This window comes from Micromonospora sp. IBHARD003 (assembly GCF_056106285.1).
In genome coordinates this window covers 6,803,683-6,821,472 of record NZ_JBWBBX010000001.1, presented here as the reverse complement: position 1 = coordinate 6,821,472, position 17,790 = coordinate 6,803,683, and the positions used below count along the sequence as shown (strand labels likewise).

Here is a 17,790-nt window from a genome sequence, read left to right as displayed (position 1 = left end):
GCATGCACATCCTCGTGGTGCACAACCACTACGCCTCGGCGCAGCCGAGCGGGGAGAACAAGGTCGTCGACCAGGAGGTGGCACTGCTGCGCGGGGCCGGCCACCGGGTCGAGCGGTTCGAGCGGCGCAGCGACGACATCGCCGCCCGGAACCTGCTGGGCAAGGCCGCGATACCGCTGCTGGTGCCGTGGAACCCGGCGGTCCGCTCCGAGCTCGCCACCCGGCTCCGGGCCGAGCGGCCGGACGTGGTGCACATCCACAACGTCTTCCCGCTCCTGTCGCCGGCCGTGCTGGCCGCCTGCGCCGACGCCGGTGTGCCCGCCGTCGCCACGCTGCACAACTACACCCAGGTCTGCCCGCCCGGCACGCTGCAGCGGGACGGCCGGCCGTGCACCGAGTGCGTCGGGTCCGCGCCGCTGCCCGCCGTCCGGCACGGCTGCTACCGCGGCTCCCGGCTGGCGACGGTGCCACTCGCGGTCAGCATGTCGGTCAACCGGCGGCGGTGGTGGTCCGGCGTGGAGCGGTTCTTCTGCATCTCCGCGGCGCAGCGCGACGTCCTGGTGCGGGCCGGTATGCCGGCCGAACGGCTGGCGGTGAAGCACAACTTCGTGCCCGACCCGGATGCCCGCCGCTCGGGCACCGGCGAGCACGTGCTCTATCTCGGCCGGCTCGCGGAGGCCAAGGGCGTGCGGCTGCTCATGACCGCGTGGGAGGAGCTGGCCGCGGACGGCGGGGTGGGCGTGCCGCTCGTGATCGCCGGTACGGGACCGCTGGAGCAGGAGGTGACCACGTGGGCGGCGGGCCGGGACGACGTGCGATACGTCGGCCTGTACGACACGGAGGAGTGCCGGAAGGCCATCGCGCGGTCGGTCGCCGTGGTGGCTCCCTCGACGTGGCTGGAGGCGTTCGGTCTCGTGGTCGTCGAGGCGATGGCGGCGGGGGTCCCGGTTGTCGCCGCCGGTCACGGGGCTTTCGTCGAACTCGTCGAGGACGGTGTGACCGGGCTGCTGCACCGGCCGGGCGAGCCCGGCTCGCTCGCGTCCTGCATACGCCGGATCGCGGCCGGACAGGACCGCAACCGGGAGATGGGCCAGGCGGCCCGGCGCCGTTACGAGCAGGGGTTCAGCCCGGCCGTCGGCCTCGAACGCCTGGTGGAGGAGTACCGCACCGCGATCGCGGGACGGTCAGCACTGGCTCGCGGCGGGGACACCCGCGCGAACAAGGGGGATGGGGACAGTAGATGACACGATGCCGACTCTGCGGCTCGGAAGCGATGGCGAGCGTCGTCGACCTCGGCGCGACGCCACCGTGTGAGAGCTTTCTCGCCGCGGACCAACTGGACGAGCCTGAGCCTGCGTACCCGCTGCACCTGCGGGTCTGCACCGACTGCTGGCTGGCACAGATACCTCCGCTGATCACGCCGGAAGAGACGTTCAGCGAGTACGCGTACTTCTCCTCCTTCTCGACCTCCTGGGTGGAGCACGCGCGCACGTACGTCGCCGACGCCGTGCGGCGGCTGGGCCTCGGCACCGACTCCTTCGTGGTCGAGGTCGCGAGCAACGACGGGTACCTGCTGAAGCACGTGGTGGACCGCGGGATCCGCTGCCTGGGCATCGAGCCCTCGGTGAACGTCGGCGCCGCGGCACGGGACGCGGGTGTGCCCACGCGCACGGAGTTCCTGTCCCCCGACACCGGCTCGGCCGTCCGCGCCGAGCACGGCCCGGCGGACCTGGTCGTGGCCAACAACGTGTACGCGCACATCCCCGACGTGGTCGGGTTCACCCAGGGGCTGCGCGCCCTGGTCGCCGACGACGGCTGGGTCTCCATCGAGGTGCAGCACCTGCTGACCCTGATCGAGGACAACCAGTACGACACGATCTACCACGAGCACTTCCAGTACTACACGGTCGCCTCCGCGATCCGGGCGCTGGCGAGCGGCGGACTCACGCTCGTGGACGTCGAGTTGCTGCCCACGCACGGCGGTTCCATCCGGCTGTGGGCCCGGCCGGCAGAGGTGGCCGGCGAGCCGACGCAGCAGGTGGCGGACGTCCTGGCCAGGGAGAAGGCCGCAGGGCTCCAGGAGTTGTCCGGGTACACCGAGTTCTCCGCCCGGGTGGCCAAGGTGCGCCGGGACCTGCTGCGGTTCCTCATCGAGGCGGCCGAGCGCGGCGAGACGGTCGTCGGCTACGGCGCCCCGGGCAAGGGCAACACCCTGCTCAACCACTGCGGCATCCGGCCCGACCTGCTCCCGTACACGGTCGACCGCAACCCCTACAAGCACGGCAGGTACACCCCGGGCACCCGCATCCCGATCCTGCCGCCCGAGCAGATAGCCGCCGACAAGCCGGACTACGTCCTCGTCCTGCCATGGAACCTGCGGGCCGAGCTGGTCGAGCAGTTGTCCTTCGTGCACGACTGGGGCGGCCGACTGGTCTTTCCCATCCCGGAACTGAGCATTGTCGAGGTCAAGCGATGAAGGTCGTCCTGTTCTGCGGCGGTTACGGGATGCGGATGCGGAGCGGTGCCGCAGACGACGTCCCCAAGCCGATGGCGATGGTCGGCCCCAGGCCGCTGATCTGGCACGTCATGCGCTACTACGCGCACTTCGGGCACACGGAGTTCATCCTGTGTCTCGGGTACGGCGCTCACCACATCAAGGAGTTCTTCCTCAGTTACGAGGAGACGACGTCCAACGACTTCGTGCTGCGGGGCGGGCGGACCGAGCTGCTGTCCACCGATATCTCGGACTGGACGATCACGTTCGCGCAGACGGGCATCGAGTCACCGATCGGGGAGCGGCTGCGCCGGGTGCGGCACCATCTGGACGGCGACGAGATGTTCCTCGCCAACTACGCCGACGTGCTCACCGATGCCCCGCTGCCGGAGATGATCGACCGGTTCGCCCGGCGCGACGCCGGTGCGTCGATGATGGTGGTGCCGCCGCAGTCGTCCTTCCACTGCGTGGACCTGGGCGATGACGGCCTGGTGGGGGGCATCACCGCGGTGAGTGACATGCCACTGTGGGAGAACGGCGGCTACTTCGTGCTCCGCCAGGAGGTCTTCGACCACATCCCGGAGAACGGGGACCTGGTCGCCGACGGATGTGCCCAACTGGCCAAGCGTGGACGGCTGGTGGCGCACCAGCACCGCGGCTTCTGGAAGCCGACCGACACCGTGAAGGAGCGCGCCGCGCTCGACGACGCCTACGCCCGGGGCGACCGCCCGTGGGCCGTGTGGGAACGGGACGGCGCGAAGGTGGGCACGACCGGCGGAGCCCGGGCGTGATCCGGCTCGGCGCAGAGCGCCTGGACCGGATCGTCGCGGTGGGCGCACACTGCGACGACATCGCCATCGGCGCCGGCGGCACACTCCTGACGATGTGCCTCGCACGGCCGGGTCTGCGCGTCGACGCGCTGGTGCTGTCCGGCGGCGGCAGCGAGCGGGAGCAGGAGGAGCGGGCCGCGCTCGCCGCCTTCTGCCCGGGCGCCGACCTGCGCCTCACCGTGCACAAACTGCCCGACGGTCGGCTGCCCGCGCACTGGGACGAGGCCAAGGGCACGGTCGAGGAGTTGCGCGGGCAGACCGAGCCGGACCTCGTCCTGGCCCCGCGCACCGACGACGCGCACCAGGACCACCGCGGCCTGGCGAAGCTGATGACCACCGCGTTCCGCGACCACCTCGTGCTCGGCTACGAGATCGTCAAGTGGGACGGCGACCTCGGCCGTCCGGCGGTGTACCAGCCGCTGTCGCAGGAGACCGCCGAACGCAAGGTGAGCCTGCTGCAGGAGCACTACCCCTCGCAGCGGCACCGGCCCTGGTACGACCGCGAGGCCTTCCTCGGACTGGCCCGCATCCGCGGCATCGAAAGCAACGCGCGCTACGCCGAGGCGTTCGCCGTCACCAAACTCACGCTCAATCTCGGCACTTTCACTCTGGGGGAATGAACCTTGCGCGTACTGCTCACCGGACACCAGGGCTACCTGGGCACCGTCATGGCCCCCGTCCTCGCGGCCGCAGGGCACGAAGTCGTCGGCCTGGACGCCGGACTGTTCGCCGACTGCGTGCTGGGCCCGGCACCCGTCGACCCTCCCCCAGTCGGCGCTGGCGCGCCTGTGGGTGGTGCCCCCACCCCAGTCGGCGCCGGCGCGCCTGTGGGCGGTGCCCCCACGGGGCACCGGGTGGACCTGCGCGACATCACGGCCGAGCACGTGGCCGGGATCGACGCCGTGATCCACCTGGCCGCCCTCTCCAACGACCCGTTGGGATCGCTGGCGCCGGAGCTCACCTACGACATCAACCACCACGCGTCCGTGACACTGGCCCGGCTCGCCCGCGACGCCGGAGTGCGGCGCTTCCTGTACGCGTCGACGTGCTCGGTGTACGGCGCCGCCGGCGGAGACGACCTGGTGGCCGAGGACGCCCCGCTGCGCCCGGTGACGCCTTACGCGGAGTCCAAGGTGCGGGTGGAGGACGATCTGCACGCCCTGTCCGACGGCGACTTCAGCCCGGTGTACATGCGCAACGCCACCGCCTTCGGCTACTCCCCCAGGCTGCGCGCCGACATCGTGCTGAACAACCTCGTGGGCCACGCGCTCCTGTCCGGCGAGGTCCTGGTGCTGTCCGACGGCACCCCCTGGCGTCCCCTGGTGCACGCCGCCGACATCGCACGGGCCTTCACGGCCGCGCTCACCGCGCCACGGGAAGCGGTGCACGACCGGGCGTTCAACATCGGCAGCGAGATCAACAACGTCACCGTCGCCGAGATCGCCGAGCAGGTCGCCGAGGCGGTGTCCGGTTCCAAGGTGCGGATCACCGGGGAGACCGGCGCCGATCCGCGGTCCTACCGCGTGGACTTCTCCCGGTTCCGCGCGGCGATACCCGGCTTCGCATGCGAGTGGACGGTGAAACAGGGTGCGCTCGAACTCGCCGACGCGTACCGGAAACACGGCCTCACCCGGGAGGACTTCGAGCAGCGCTTCACCCGGCTCGCCGTACTGCGCTCGGCGTCCGACGCCGGCGCCGTCGACGACACCCTGCGGTGGCGCCGATGACCGCGGCCGGCGAGGAGATGTACGAACTGGTGGAGCGGTTGTACCCGCTGTGCCGGAGCATCACCGGCGACGGTGTGCGCGCCACCCTGGAGATCGTCGGCGAGTACATCCCGCTGCGGATGCACGAGGTGCCGACCGGGACCCAGGTGCTCGACTGGACAGTGCCGCAGGAGTGGAACATCCGGGACGCGTACATCGCCGACAGCGCCGGCAACCGGGTCGTCGACTTCGCCGCGTCCAGCCTGCATGTGCTCGGCTACAGCGTGCCGGTGTCGGCGACCATGCCGCTGTCCGAGCTGCGCGAACACCTGCACACCCTGCCGGACCACCCGTCCTGGGTGCCGTACCGCACCAGCTACTACAAGCCGGAGTGGGGGTTCTGCCTGGCCCAGGACACCCTGGACGCGATGCCGGACGGCGAATACGAGGTGCGCATCGACTCCACGCTCGCCGACGGCCATCTCACCTACGCCGAGCACGTGGTCCCCGGGCAGGTCGCCGACGAGGTGATCATCTCCTGCCACGTCTGCCACCCGTCGCTGGCCAACGACAACCTGGCCGGCATCGCGGTGGCGACCTTCCTGGCCCGGGCACTGGCGCAGGAGACGCCGTATTACACCTACCGGTTCATCTACGCGCCCGGCACCATCGGGGCGATCACCTGGCTCGCCCGCAACGCGGAGCGGGTGGATCATGTCAAGCACGGGCTGGTGCTGGCCTGCGCCGGCGACTCGGGCTCGCTGACGTACAAGCGGAGCAGGCGCGGCGACGCGGAGATCGACCGGGTGATGGGGCATGTGCTCCGCGCCTCCGAACGCCCGCACCACATCACCGAGTTCACTCCGTACGGCTATGACGAGCGGCAGTTCTGCTCGCCCGGGTTCGATCTCGGCGTGGGCTCGCTCAGCCGGACCCCGTACGCCGGCTACCCCGAGTACCACACCTCGGCGGACAACCTGGACTTCGTCTCCCCGGAGGCGATGGCGGACACGCTCGCCGTCTGCCGCGAGGCATTCGCCGTGCTGGACCGCAACCGGCGGTACGTCAACCTCAGCCCCTACGGCGAACCCCAGCTGGGCCGACGTGGGTTGTACGACTCGCTCGGCGGCCGCAGCGACGCCAAGCAGGCCCAGATGGCCATGCTCTGGGTGCTCAGCCTCTCCGACGGCGAGCACAGTCTGCTGGACGTCGCCGAGCGGTCCCGGCTGCCGTTCGACACCGTCGCCGCCGCGGCCGGTGCCCTGCACGGTGCCGGGCTGATCAAGGCATGACGCGGATGGCCACCGAGGGGGCGAAGGCGACGGCACCGGCGGGATCCACCCGGCGGGCCTTCGCCGGCCGGCTGTCCTGGGGGCTGGCCGACCAGGCGGCCTCCAGCATCAGCAACTTCGCGGTGGGGATCTATGTGGCCCGCTCCCTGGGGGTGACCGCGTTCGGCGTGTTCAGCCTCGCCTGGCTGACCTACGGCGTCGTGCTCAACGTCTCCCGCGGGCTGGCCACCGACCCGCTCGTGGTGCGCTTCAGCGGTGTGCCGGACACGGCCTGGCGCGCGGCGGCGGCCCGGTCGTCGGGTGCCGCCCTCGGCGTCGGTGCCGCGATCGGTGCGGTGTGTGTGGTGGTCGGCCTCGCCCTCGGCGGCCAGGTGGGGCCCGCGTTCGCCTGTCTCGGCGTCATGCTGCCGGGGCTGCTGCTCCAGGACGCCTGGCGGTTCGCGTTCTTCGCCGCGGGCACCGGGAAGAAGGCGTTCGTCAACGACCTCGTGTGGGGCGTCGCGCTCGTCCCGGCCTTGGTGGTGGCGGCCCGCGTGGGCAGCGTGGCCGCCTTCGTGCTCGCCTGGGGCGCGTCCGCCGCGGTGGCCGCGGTGTACGGCTGCCTCCAGGCCGGTATCCGGCCCCGGATGACGGGGGCGCGCGGGTGGCTTCGCGAGCAGCGCGATCTCGGCTACCGGTATCTCGTCGAGAACGTCAGCCTCAGCGGCGCGAGCCAGCTGCGTGCGTACGGACTCGGCGCGATCGTCGGCGTCGGCGCGGTGGGCGCGGTCCGGGGCGCCGAGCTGCTGCTCGGCCCGTTCCTCGCCGTGCTGATGGGCCTCTCGCTGGTCACCGTCGCGGAGGCGGCACGGGTGCTGCGGCGGGCACCACACCGCCTGGGCAGGTTCTGCCTCCTGCTGGGAGGCGGGCAGGCTGCCGCCGCACTGCTGTGGGGCGCGGCGCTGCTGCTGGTGCCGGACCGGGCCGGCGAGCTGGTGCTCGGCGGCGTCTGGCACTCCGCATCGCAACTCATCGTGCCGGCCACGCTCGGCGTCGCGGGCGCCGGCCTCGGCACCGGCGCGGCGGCCGGGCTGCGCGCGCTCGCCGCGGCCCGGCGCAGCCTGCGCTGCCAGCTGTTCGCCTCCGCCTGCTACGTCGGCGGCGGGCTCGGCGGGGCGGCCCTGGCCGGCACGGTCGGCTCGGCCTGGGGCGTCGCCGCCGCGACCCTCGCCGCCTCCGCCGTGTGGTGGCTCCAGCTGCGCTCCGCCCTGCGCGAGCACCACCAGGAATCCATTCCCGAAGTGAGGACGCCATGACCGCCCGACCCAGGCTGAGCATCGGCCTGCCCGTGTACAACGGCGAGGAGTACCTCGCCGAGTCGCTCGACGCCCTCCTCGGCCAGACCTACGAGGACTTCGAGCTGGTCATCTCCGACAACGCCTCGACCGACGGGACCGAGGAGATCTGCCGCAAGTACGTCGCGCAGGACTCGCGCATCCGCTGTCTCCGGCTGCCCCGGAACATCGGCGCCGCGCCGAACCACAACTACGTGTTCACCCAGTGCCGCGGCGAGTTGTTCAAGTGGGCATCGCACGACGACCTTTACGCCCGGGACCTGCTGCGCCGCTGTGTGGAGGCGCTGGACGAGCGGCCGGAGATCGTCCTCGCGCATTCCGACCAGGCGGTCATCGACGGCGACGGACAGGTGAAGGTCCCCTACGAGTACGGGCTCGCCACCGCCTCGCCCAACGCTCCGGAACGCTTCCGCAGTTTCCTGTTCGAGCCCGGTGGCGACGACTTCTACGGGGTGATGCGCGCCGACATGCTGCGCCGGGTGCGGCCGCACGACAGCTACCACCACGCGGACCGCACGTTCGTCGCCCAGATCGTCCTCCAGGGGCCCTTCCATCAGGTGCCGGAGCTGCTGTACTTCCGCCGCGACCACCCCACCCGCGCCGAGCGGGCGAACCCGAGCAAGCGTTCCCGGTGCGTCAATCTGGACCCGCGCCGGGCAGGCCCGCTGCACCCGACGCCCCGGTTGCTCGCCGAGTACGTCCTGGGCTTCGTCTCGGCGATCCGGCGGGCGCCGTTGTCCGCGACCGACCGACGCGCCTGCTACCGCCACCTGGGCGAGTGGATGACGAGCCGGGCCCGGCCGGGCGCCGGCGAGCGGGTCGAGGACCGCGCCCCGGTCGACCCGAGCCGGCTCACGGTCTCGGTCGACGCCCTCGTCGCCGGTCGCGAAGGTCGTGAGGCCGGTCGCGAAGGTCGTGAGGGGAGGCAGGCGTGACGACCGCGGACCAAACCCCGGTGCGGGTCGGGGTGTTCGGCCTGCTCGGCTCGGGCAACCTCGGCAACGACGGGTCGCTCGAGGCCGTGCTCGGCTACCTCCGCACCGAGCATCCGGAGGCGGTCGTGGACGCGCTGTGCGGCGGACCCGAGGTCGTCACGGCCCGGTACGGGATCCCCGCGACACGGCTGCACTGGTACCTCGGGGAGTACCGGACCGCGTCACGTGCGGGCGCGATCGCGGCGAAGGGTCTGGGCAAACTCGTCGACGCCGTCCGCACCGCCGCCTGGGTGCGCCGGCACGACGTGGTGATCGTGCCGGGCATGGGCGTCCTGGAGGCCACACTGCCGCTGCGGCCTTGGGGCTTCCCGTACGCGCTGTTCCTGCTCTGCGCGAGCGGCCGGCTGCTCGGCACCCGGGTCGCGCTGGTCGGTGTCGGTGCCGCCCCGATCGGCAACCGGCCGACCCGAACCCTGGTGCGCTGGTCGGCGCGGCTGGCCGCCTACCGGTCGTACCGGGACGCGCAGTCCCGCGACGCGATGCGGGCGATGGGCGTGGACACCGCGCGCGACGAGGTCTACCCGGACCTCGCGTTCGCCCTGCCGACGCCGCGGACGGGCGTGCTCTCAGCGCCTGTGCCGAGCCCGCCGGGCCAAGTCTGCGTCGGCGTCATGGACTTCCACGGCGGCGACGACGACCGTGCCCGGGCCGAGGAGATCCACCGGCGCTACCTCGACGGGACGACCCGCTTCGTCCGCGCGCTGGTCGAGGAGGGCAGGCCGGTCCGGCTGCTCACCGGCGACGAGTGCGATGCGCCGGTGGTCGCCGCGATCCTCGACGCGGTGGACTCGCCGCTGGTCACCGCGGCCGAAGCGGCCTCGCTGGCCGACCTGATGAAGGAGACGGCGGCTGCCGGCACCGTGGTGGCGACCCGCTACCACAACCTGATCTGCGCGCTGAAGGTCGGCACGCCGACGCTCGCACTCAGCTATGCGGCGAAGAGCGACGCGCTCATGGCTCGGATGGGGCTGGACGCGTACTGCCACCCGGCGCGCGAGGTCGACCCCGACCGACTGCTCGAGCAGTTCCGTGCGCTGGAGAAGCGTTCGGACGAGCTGCGGCTGATCCTCACCGAGCGGAACCTGGCCGCCGCCCGGCAACTCGCGCACCAGTTCACCTCCTTGACCGCGGCCCTGTTCCCCGCGGCCGACCACGCCCACACCTCGCGGAAGGCTCCATGAAGGCGACCGAAGTCCCGGAGATCACCGGCGCGTACCTGTTCGAGCCGACGCCGTACGCCGACGAGCGCGGCTTCTTCTGCCGCACCTTCGACGCCGACGTGGTCCGCTCGGTGGGCCTCGACCCGGACGCCTTCGTCCAGGACAGCCTGTCCCGCTCGGTCCGGGGCGTGCTGCGCGGCCTGCACCTGCGCTCCGGCGCCGGCGAGGCCAAGCTGGTGCGGTGCTCGTACGGGAAGGTCTTCGACGTCGTCGTGGACCTGCGGGCGGACTCACCTACCTACCGCAACGTGGCCTTCTTCGAGCTGTCCGGAGAGACGCAGGTGGCCCTGTACATCCCGGCGGGGTGCGCGCACGGCTTCCAGGCGCTGACCGAAACCGCCGACACCTCGTACCGGATCGACCGCCCGCACGATCCTGCCGAGGACGTGACGATCGCCTTCGACGACCCGGAGCTCGCCATTCCCTGGCCGCTGCCGGTCACATCGATGTCCCGGCGGGACCGGGAGGCGCCGAGCCTCGCCGAGGCCCTGAAGCAGAGAGAGAGCTGAAGTCAGCGTGGACACTGAGGAGTTCTTCCTGCCCCGGTCGCAGGCGGCGAACGAGCGGCTGCACGCCATGGTCCCCGGAGGCGCGCACACCTACGCCAAGGGCGACGACCAGTACCCCGAGAACCTGGCCCCGGTCATCAGCCACGGCCGCGGTGCCCATGTGTGGGACGTCGACGGCAACCGCTACGTCGAGTACGGCTCCGGCCTGCGGTCGGTCAGCCTCGGCCACGCCCACCCACGTGTGATCGAGGCGGTGCGGCGGGAGCTCGACCGCGGCAGCAACTTCGTCCGGCCGTCCATCGTGGAGGTCGAGGCCGCGGAACGCTTCCTGGCCACGGTGCCGACCGCCGAGATGGTGAAGTTCGCGAAGAACGGCTCCGACGCCACCACCGCGGCGGTGCGCCTCGCCCGCGCCGCCACCGGACGCCCGCGGGTGGCCATCTGTGCCGACCATCCGTTCTTCTCCACCGACGACTGGTTCATCGGCACCACGCCGATGTCCGCCGGTGTTCCGGCAGCGACCAACGAGCTCACCCTGGCGTTCCCTTACGGGGACCTGGCCGCCACGGAGGAGCTGCTCACCCGGTACCAGGACGAGGTCGCCTGCCTGATCCTCGAACCCGCCACCCACACCGAGCCTCCGCCGGGCTACCTCACTGGGCTGCGCGAACTGGCCGACCGGCACGGCTGCGTACTGATCTTCGACGAGATGATCACCGGCTTCCGCTGGTCCGAGGCGGGCGCCCAGGGGCTGTACGGCGTCGTCCCCGACCTCTCCACGTTCGGCAAGGCGCTGGGCAACGGATTCGCCGTCTCCGCGCTGGCCGGGCGCAGCGATCTGATGGAGCGGGGCGGGCTGCGGCACTCCGGCGACCGGGTGTTCCTGCTGTCCACCACGCACGGCGCGGAAACACACTCCCTGGCAGCCGCGATGGCCGTGCAGACCATGTACGCCGAGGAGGGCATCACCGCCCAACTGCACGCCCTGGGTGAGCGATTGGCCGCCGGTGTCCGCGACGCCGCGGCCGGCATGGGTGTCGGCGACCACATCGTCGTCCGTGGCCGGGCCAGCAACCTGGTCTTCGCCACCCTCGACGAGAACCTTCAGCCGTCGCAGCAGTACCGCACCCTGTTCCTGCGCCGGCTCCTCGCGGGCGGGGTGCTGGCCCCGTCGTTCGTGGTGAGCAGCGCGCTCGACGACGCCGACATCGATCACACCGTCGACGTGGTGGCGCAGGCATGTGCGGTGTACCGGAAGGCACTGGACGCCGCCGATCCCACCCCGTGGCTGGCCGGACGACCGGTGAAGCCCGTGTTCCGCCGCTTGGCATGACGTGATGCGATGTGACGTGACGTGATGCAATGTGACGTAGCGTCAGCGACCCTCCCGCCGACCGGCGTCGGCCGTCCGGTCGACAAGCCGGTCAGCCACCCGGTCGACCAGCCATGCGGTCGCCGGTATCACCACCAGCGCGGTGCACCAGCCGCCGAGCACGTCGGTCGGGTAGTGCGCGCCCAGGGCGACCTGCGCCCAGCCCATGGCGGCGCCCGCAACCAGCGCCGCGGCGAGCACGAGTGACGTGCCGGCCGTCCTGCCGAGGCCGAGCCGGCCGGTCGCGAACAGCGCCACCACGAGGGCGAGCGCGGTGAGGAAGGCGGTGTGCCCGCTCGGGTAGGACAGGTTGTCGTCACCGTGGATGGTGCGTCCCACCAGGGACTTGAGCAGCGTCGACGTCCCCACGGCCATGCCGGCGCCGGCGACGACGAGCACCGCCGCGCGAGGACGCCGAAGCAGCAGGCAGCCGGTCACAATGGACGCGACCAGCATCGCGGCTCCGGCGGGCTCCCCCAAGAAGTCCACGGCCAGGGCGATGTCCCGCCACGGCGGCCGCACGCTGTCCGCCGTCGGCTGGATGATCCGCCTGTCCACTCCGCCGGGCTCGCTGTGACCGGCGTACAGGACCCCGAGCACGACGACAACCAACGCGGCGAGGGCCGCGATCAGCCCGAGCCATACGCGCAGCGACGGGGGCAGCACCGCGAGCGCCGACCGGCCGGTCACATGCCCAGCGCGGCCGGGTCGACCTGCGGTGTCCTGCCGTGATCGGTAGATGATGTTCCCCCCGAGAACTGCCCGCTGCCGCCCGCCGGCATGGCCGGGACCGTCAGATGTACGGGCTTCCCACGGCTGAAGCCCCGATCGCCGGCCTGTCCATCAGCCTGGCCAAGGCATGGGAATCAGTCCCTGGTTGCCAGCCTAATACTGCAACCGCATGTGGCGTGACTGTCGGCGTTGTTGGTCGTTGGTGTGACTGTGTGATCAGTCGCTGACGGTTGAGCAGGTCGAGTCGTGGTCCGAGGGTGTAGCCGGGTTGCATGCCCGGTTCGCGGGACGTTTTGGCAGGTCGGAGCCGCGTGATCGGGCTCTGGACTATATGAGGGGCCTGCTGGCGCCGTTGGAGAAGAAGAACGGCTGGACGCTGGCCGAGCAGGTCGGCCAGCTCCGCCCGGATGGTGTGCAGCGTCTGCTCAACCACTCCGAGTGGGACGAGGACGCGGTCCGCGACGATGTCCGCGACTTCGTCATGGAGACCATCGGCACCAAAGACGGCGTGCTCGTCGGGGACGACACCGGCTTCCTCAAGAAGGGTGTGAAGTCAGCCGGTGTCCAGCGGCAGTACTCCGGGACCGCCGGCCGCACCGAGAACTGCCAGATCGGCACCTTCCTCGCCTACGCCTCCCCCAAGGGACGGGCGTTGATCGACCGGGAGTTATACCTGCCCGTCTCCTGGACCGATGACCGCGAGCGGTGCCGGGCGGCCGGGATCGACGACGCGGTGCCGTTCGCCACCAAGATCGAGCACCTCAAGTGGATGCTGCAGCGCGCCATCGACGCGGCCGTGCCCTTCGCCTGGGTCACCACGGACGAGGCATACGGGCAGGTCAAACACTTCCGCGTGTGGCTGGAGGAACGCAAGGTGGCGCACGTGCTGGCCACCAAGGTCAATGACACCGTCACCACCACCGACAGTCACGACGCCCGCGTCGACGAGTTGATCGCCGCGTTGCCGAAGCAGGCATGGAAGCGGATCTCGGCCGGAGCCGGCGCCCACGGCCAGCGGATCTACCACTGGGCCCGCGTGGCGATCCGGCCGTCCTGGGCGGACGGGTACGGGCACTGGGTACTGGCCCGCCGCAGCCTGGCCGACCCGACCGAGATCTCCTACCACGTCTGCTACGGCCCCGTCACCTCCCGGCTGAAAGACCTGGTCAGGACGGCCGGCGCCCGCTGGCAGGTGGAGGAATGCTTCCAGACCGCGAAGGGCGAGTGCGGGCTCGATCACTACCAGGTGCGGCTCTACCGGGCCTGGTACCGGCACATCACCCTGGCCATGGCCGCCCTCGCCTACCTCACCGCCGTCCGCGCCCAAGAAGCCGTAAAAGGGGCAGCGGATGCGGCGAGCACGACCTGATACCCCTCAGCGTCCCGGAGATCCGCCGGATGATCGGGCACCTCACTGTCACGCCCCGCTGCCATGCCAACGAGCACCGTCTGCACTGGTCACACTTCCGGCGTCGCAGCCAAGCCCGCGCCCGCCGCTGCCACTACCAACGCCGAGGCCACGACCCCCACATGCGGTTGCAGTACTTTGGAGGCCCCTTGGGAACCCCCTTTGGTGCCCGACACCCCGGGCCTGGGAAAATCCCCTGGTCAGGCGGGTAGTCGGCGTGAAATTCTCACCGTCACTCCCCTCTTCTCTACTCCTGATGTCAGTAGTGGAGGAGATCATCGGGTTCCGGGGGCCCGGACGCCCTCCTCCATGCCGGGCGCAGTCGGCAGCCAGCCGGTGACCGGTCGCGAGCAACGAGGGAGCAGAGCTGATGGCGGGGAAGCGGAAGACCAACCCGGCGGGGTCGACGAACAGTTTCCGCGGCGACGTGCTGCGCGTGCTCGGGGCGCTGAAGGTGGCCACGGCTGATCAGATCCAGCGGATCGGCGCTCCGCACCTGACCTTCCGGCACGCCGACAAGGAGACCCCGTCGAAGCAGAAGCAGGCCCGCACCGCCTCGCACACCGGGGCGCTCTCCGACATGCGCAAGCACGGCCTGTCCGAGAACGGCGGCTCCACCGAGACGGGGGACTCCCTGCGGAACCTGACCCTCAAGGGTCTGGAGGCCGCCTCCTACGAGCTGCGGCGCCCGGCGGGGGAGGATGGGCTCCACCGCGCGCGGTGCGGGCTCCAGCGGGGCCTCCCACCCGATGGCCGTCAACGAGACCGTGATCGCGATGCTGCGCCCGAAGCCGAACATGGCCAAGCTCGCCGACGACCCGGCCGAAGTCCGGGCCGCCGCCCAGGCCGCCGTCGACTCACCGGACGGGATCGGCACGATCGCCTCGTTCTGGACCGAGGTCCCGCTGCCTGCCACCGGCACCTGGAACGCGCCCGGCAAGGGCGGCGCCCAGGCAGACCTGGTTCTCACGGCACCGCAGGACCAGGTGCCGTTGCTGTTCATCGAGGTCGACAACTGTCACGAGACGGCTGAGGAGCTGGCCGCCAAGCTGGAGAAGTACGCCCGGTTCTTCCGGCGGAAGGTGAAGGACCCCGACGGCAAGGAGCGCCCGATGTGGCGCACCGCTGGACGGCACCCGCGGGCCGGATCGCGGACCTGCCGCATCCGCCCGTGCTGCTGGTGTTCAACCACATCGGCGAACGCAACCCCCAGCGCACGATCCCGCGCCTGCAAGAGCTCACCCGACACCTGTGGCAGGGGGAGCGGCAGCGCGGCGGCCACCACCTCTACGACAGGAAGATCCCGATCGTCGCGGTCGGACTGCGCAATCTCCGGGAGCACGGACCGGCCGGCGCCGTGTTCGTCCGCTTCGGCCGCGATCACCCGCAGCCGCTCCCGGAGGCGATCGGCAACCCGCGCCGCGAGGCTGCCCGACGCCCGCGAGCAAGACGAGGCCAGGGCCCGTCAGCTGGAGTACAAGGCACAGGTGCAGCGCGCGGCGCAGGAGCAGGCGGCGAGGAAAGCAGCCGAGCGTGGGGCGCGTCGTCCCGTCTGCACCAGCTGCGGGGCGAAGTTCACCGACGAACGGTGGGCGGCAGCGCAGGAGACGGACTGGGGCACCCCGAAGGACTCCCACCCACACCTGTGCGACGCCTGCAAGCACAGGGCCGTCGCCGCCGGTGGAGGCCAAGCTGCTGGTAAGCAGGAGCACCAGGAGCCGGTGCGTGGCGGGGTATGGGGGCAGGACTTCCGGCGTGAGGCCCGCCGTCCTGTCTGCACCGACTGCGGGGCGAAGTTCACCGACGAACGGTGGAAGGCCATCGAGCGCGTCGGCTGGGGTGCTTCCCCCGAGCCCCGTCCGTCTCTGTGCGGGGACTGCGACCGGCGGTTCGTCACCGACGTACAGGAAGCCTGGCCGGACGAGTACCCGCGTCAAGAGCAGGGTCAGGCCCTGCCCGCGCAGAAGGCCGGCCGCTGGTTCTCGCGCCGTGCCTGACCCGGGCAAGCCTCCCGCCGACCGTGTGGGCAAGCCCAAGGCGACCCTGGGCAAGCCCGCGTTGTCGGTGGTGGCTGGGAGGCTGGGACGCATGGACAGGGAAGAGGAGTTGCTGCGCGGCCGGGTCTACGGCACCGACCACGACCACCCAGGCCCGCTGCCGAACCGGGTCTATGCCGAACTGGTCGGCGGCCCGCTTGATGGGCTGCTGCTCGACATCACCGGCTGGACAGCGGACGAGATCCAGACCGGCGTCGCGCTGATGACCGAGCTCGGGCAGTTCGGTGCCGGCGTCCGCGCCCTGTACGACCCGCGTCCGCGCGGACCGCTACACCGACCAGGGCGACGCCGATGGAGCGCACCCGGTGCGCCAGGATGACCAGCGGGCGCACCGACCGCAGGAGCCCGGACCGCACCGCGGCCGGGAGGCCGGCCACTGAGTGGACCCGATGCCGCGCGCCCGGTGCCGTGGTGCGCACCGACGATGCGGTGGGCTCCACTCCACCGAGTGGAGCCCACCGGCCGGAGTGGAGGACACCGTGCTCGACACCCACTCCCCTGAGTGGAGCCCACTCAGTGGAGTGGACGACATCGCCGGGGACGATGCCGTGCATCCACCCGGTGCGCACCCGCCGCATTTCTCCTTGACCTCAGCCCAGGTCAAGGAGAAACGCGACGCCTCCACTCGTTCCACTCCACCGCACCCACCCGCACGGCATGCGCGCGCAGATATCGGGCTTCGGCGGACATCACGGGGGCGAGTATGCCGTCCCCGGGCGGTTGGGCCGTCAGACGGTGGTGGGCACGGGCGCCGGCCAGCAGCGGCCGGGCCCAGACAGGGACGGCATGCAAAGAGCAATACCGATGGCCGACCCCGTGGAGCTTGATGGCGGTGGGCGACCGGTTGGTCAGGAGTGGCAGTGGCTCTCGCTCTGGTGCTTGAGGTTGTTCACCCAGTTCTGGAGCGAGTTGTCCAGGGCTGCCTGCAGGGCGGCGGTGTTGGCCACGACCGGGGCGCCGGTCCAGGACTCCTCGGTGCGCACGAGCACGCCGCCCTTGACGGGGGTGAAGGTCCACACGTGGATCGCGTTGATGCCCTGGGCCGGGCCGCCCCAGGCCAGGCACCTGTTGTGTTTGACCTTCTTGACGGTGGATGTGATGTCCAGGCCCTCGGTGGCCCAGCGGAACACCGAGCCGGACCGCAGCGCACCAGGGGTGTCCTTGACCAGCGAGGTGACGTTGGGCTGCCAGGCGGGCCAGTTCTCCACGTCCGTCTGCACCTTCCAGACCGTGCTCAGGGGTGCTTTGATCACGACGGCCTTGCGGGTGATCACCGGAGCGGTCTCGTCGGGGTGCACGCCGGCGCAGGTCAGCGACTGGCTGGAGGCGGCGGAACCCAGATGGCGATCGTTCGAGTGGTTGTTGGAGTGGCCGAAGGCCATACCGGGGGCGGCGAGGACCAGGACTCCGGACAGGGCGGCGAGCGGGATGGCGTTGAAAGCGCGCATGATGCATTCCTTCGAGTGAGATCGATATGAGGACCCGGAAGTCCGGGTGAAACCGAGAGGCTGTCGCGGCGCCTGTCGCGCTGTGTCAGCTCTTTTCGGACAGGCCCAACGCGGAGTCTGGGATCCAGGAGCCGCGGATGCCGCCGGTGACTCTGCGCGGCAGGTGGACCGCTGCGATCTGTTCCAGCCCGGAGGCGTCCAGGATCAGCGGTTTGGATGTGTCCTGTTACAGGTCGGATATGACTGTCAGCAGGTACCGGCCGTCGGCGACTGGGCCCTGGTGAGCTGGCCGCCTCGTCTGGCTTCTGGTCGGTTGGTGTCTTCCATGGCTCAGAGTCTGGGAGCGATGGCTGTCCGCTTCCCAGACCATTCCGGGCCCGGCACTGTCCACCA

At 71.1% G+C, this 17,790-nt stretch carries 16 protein-coding genes; 14 read left to right on the top strand and 2 right to left on the bottom strand.

Annotated elements, in window-relative coordinates:
- The first annotated feature begins 2 nt into the window (after nt 1-2).
- The 11 genes from ACTWOL_RS29910 to ACTWOL_RS29860 are packed head-to-tail and all read left to right on the top strand — an operon-like array spanning nt 3 to nt 11,713.
- Nucleotides 3-1,244, top strand: a complete 1,242-nt coding sequence (locus ACTWOL_RS29910) for a glycosyltransferase (RefSeq protein ID WP_474299958.1) — start codon at nt 3-5, stop codon at nt 1,242-1,244.
- Nucleotides 1,241-2,476, top strand: coding sequence for a methyltransferase domain-containing protein (locus tag ACTWOL_RS29905; protein ID WP_474299957.1), 1,236 nt, complete (start codon nt 1,241-1,243; stop codon nt 2,474-2,476). The genes ACTWOL_RS29910 and ACTWOL_RS29905 overlap by 4 nt, the downstream gene beginning before the upstream one ends.
- A complete protein-coding gene (locus ACTWOL_RS29900) occupies nt 2,473-3,285 on the top strand; it encodes a glycosyltransferase family protein (RefSeq protein WP_474299956.1) in 813 nt (270 codons plus the stop codon). The genes ACTWOL_RS29905 and ACTWOL_RS29900 overlap by 4 nt, the downstream gene beginning before the upstream one ends.
- The gene (locus tag ACTWOL_RS29895) at nt 3,282-3,944 is read left to right on the top strand and encodes a PIG-L deacetylase family protein (protein ID WP_474299955.1); all 663 of its coding nucleotides are present in this window, start codon (nt 3,282-3,284) and stop codon (nt 3,942-3,944) included. The genes ACTWOL_RS29900 and ACTWOL_RS29895 overlap by 4 nt, the downstream gene beginning before the upstream one ends.
- Nucleotides 3,945-3,947: 3 nt before the next feature.
- Nucleotides 3,948-5,051, top strand: a complete 1,104-nt coding sequence (locus tag ACTWOL_RS29890) for an NAD-dependent epimerase/dehydratase family protein (protein WP_474299954.1) — start codon at nt 3,948-3,950, stop codon at nt 5,049-5,051.
- Nucleotides 5,048-6,322: a DUF4910 domain-containing protein gene (locus ACTWOL_RS29885; RefSeq protein ID WP_474299953.1), complete on the top strand. Its 1,275-nt coding sequence runs from the start codon at nt 5,048-5,050 to the stop codon at nt 6,320-6,322. The genes ACTWOL_RS29890 and ACTWOL_RS29885 overlap by 4 nt, the downstream gene beginning before the upstream one ends.
- Nucleotides 6,319-7,617 (top strand): hypothetical protein, encoded by a 1,299-nt coding sequence (locus ACTWOL_RS29880; protein ID WP_474299952.1) that lies wholly within the window; start codon nt 6,319-6,321, stop codon nt 7,615-7,617. Before ACTWOL_RS29885 ends, ACTWOL_RS29880 begins: the two co-directional genes overlap by 4 nt.
- The gene (locus ACTWOL_RS29875; protein WP_474299951.1) at nt 7,614-8,591 is read left to right on the top strand and encodes a glycosyltransferase family 2 protein; all 978 of its coding nucleotides are present in this window, start codon (nt 7,614-7,616) and stop codon (nt 8,589-8,591) included. Before ACTWOL_RS29880 ends, ACTWOL_RS29875 begins: the two co-directional genes overlap by 4 nt.
- Nucleotides 8,588-9,832, top strand: coding sequence for a polysaccharide pyruvyl transferase family protein (locus tag ACTWOL_RS29870; RefSeq protein WP_474299950.1), 1,245 nt, complete (start codon nt 8,588-8,590; stop codon nt 9,830-9,832). Before ACTWOL_RS29875 ends, ACTWOL_RS29870 begins: the two co-directional genes overlap by 4 nt.
- Nucleotides 9,829-10,380 carry a dTDP-4-dehydrorhamnose 3,5-epimerase gene (gene rfbC / locus ACTWOL_RS29865; RefSeq protein ID WP_474299949.1) on the top strand — a complete coding sequence of 184 codons (552 nt, stop codon included), beginning with the start codon at nt 9,829-9,831 and terminating at the stop codon, nt 10,378-10,380. The genes ACTWOL_RS29870 and rfbC overlap by 4 nt, the downstream gene beginning before the upstream one ends.
- 7 nt (nt 10,381-10,387) lie before the next feature.
- Nucleotides 10,388-11,713, top strand: a complete 1,326-nt coding sequence (locus tag ACTWOL_RS29860) for a glutamate-1-semialdehyde 2,1-aminomutase (RefSeq protein WP_474299948.1) — start codon at nt 10,388-10,390, stop codon at nt 11,711-11,713.
- A gap of 42 nt (nt 11,714-11,755) precedes the next feature.
- On the opposite strand, the gene ACTWOL_RS29855 is transcribed toward ACTWOL_RS29860, so the two are convergent.
- Nucleotides 11,756-12,442, bottom strand: coding sequence for a phosphatase PAP2 family protein (locus ACTWOL_RS29855; protein WP_474299947.1), 687 nt, complete (start codon nt 12,440-12,442; stop codon nt 11,756-11,758).
- A gap of 265 nt (nt 12,443-12,707) precedes the next feature.
- Here ACTWOL_RS29855 and ACTWOL_RS29850 point away from each other — a divergent pair, with 265 nt between their 5' ends.
- From ACTWOL_RS29850 to ACTWOL_RS29840, 3 genes are all read left to right on the top strand, one after another.
- Nucleotides 12,708-13,853 carry an IS701 family transposase gene (locus ACTWOL_RS29850; RefSeq protein ID WP_474301285.1) on the top strand — a complete coding sequence of 382 codons (1,146 nt, stop codon included), beginning with the start codon at nt 12,708-12,710 and terminating at the stop codon, nt 13,851-13,853.
- A gap of 740 nt (nt 13,854-14,593) precedes the next feature.
- Complete coding sequence (locus ACTWOL_RS29845) at nt 14,594-15,889, top strand: replication-relaxation family protein (protein WP_474299946.1); 1,296 nt, start codon at nt 14,594-14,596, stop codon at nt 15,887-15,889.
- Nucleotides 15,882-16,268 carry a hypothetical protein gene (locus tag ACTWOL_RS29840; RefSeq protein ID WP_474299945.1) on the top strand — a complete coding sequence of 129 codons (387 nt, stop codon included), beginning with the start codon at nt 15,882-15,884 and terminating at the stop codon, nt 16,266-16,268. The genes ACTWOL_RS29845 and ACTWOL_RS29840 overlap by 8 nt, the downstream gene beginning before the upstream one ends.
- A 529-nt stretch (nt 16,269-16,797) precedes the next feature.
- On the opposite strand, the gene ACTWOL_RS29835 is transcribed toward ACTWOL_RS29840, so the two are convergent.
- On the bottom strand, nt 16,798-17,397 hold the full coding sequence (locus ACTWOL_RS29835; protein WP_474299944.1) for an SRPBCC family protein: 600 nt from the start codon (nt 17,395-17,397) through the stop codon (nt 16,798-16,800).
- Nucleotides 17,398-17,790 lie beyond the last annotated feature (393 nt).

What these genes read in the sequence shown, in the direction of transcription:
- ACTWOL_RS29910 (WP_474299958.1), top strand. Translation starts at nt 3, where the DNA reads ATGCACATCCTCGTGGTGCACAACCACTACGCCTCGGCGCAGCCGAGC.
- ACTWOL_RS29905 (WP_474299957.1), top strand. Translation starts at nt 1,241, where the DNA reads ATGACACGATGCCGACTCTGCGGCTCGGAAGCGATGGCGAGCGTCGTC.
- ACTWOL_RS29900 (WP_474299956.1), top strand. Translation starts at nt 2,473, where the DNA reads ATGAAGGTCGTCCTGTTCTGCGGCGGTTACGGGATGCGGATGCGGAGC.
- ACTWOL_RS29885 (WP_474299953.1), top strand. Translation starts at nt 5,048, where the DNA reads ATGACCGCGGCCGGCGAGGAGATGTACGAACTGGTGGAGCGGTTGTAC.
- ACTWOL_RS29880 (WP_474299952.1), top strand. Translation starts at nt 6,319, where the DNA reads ATGACGCGGATGGCCACCGAGGGGGCGAAGGCGACGGCACCGGCGGGA.
- ACTWOL_RS29875 (WP_474299951.1), top strand. Translation starts at nt 7,614, where the DNA reads ATGACCGCCCGACCCAGGCTGAGCATCGGCCTGCCCGTGTACAACGGC.
- rfbC (WP_474299949.1), top strand. Translation starts at nt 9,829, where the DNA reads ATGAAGGCGACCGAAGTCCCGGAGATCACCGGCGCGTACCTGTTCGAG.
- ACTWOL_RS29845 (WP_474299946.1), top strand. Translation starts at nt 14,594, where the DNA reads ATGGGCTCCACCGCGCGCGGTGCGGGCTCCAGCGGGGCCTCCCACCCG.
- ACTWOL_RS29835 (WP_474299944.1), bottom strand. Translation starts at nt 17,397, where the DNA reads ATGCGCGCTTTCAACGCCATCCCGCTCGCCGCCCTGTCCGGAGTCCTG.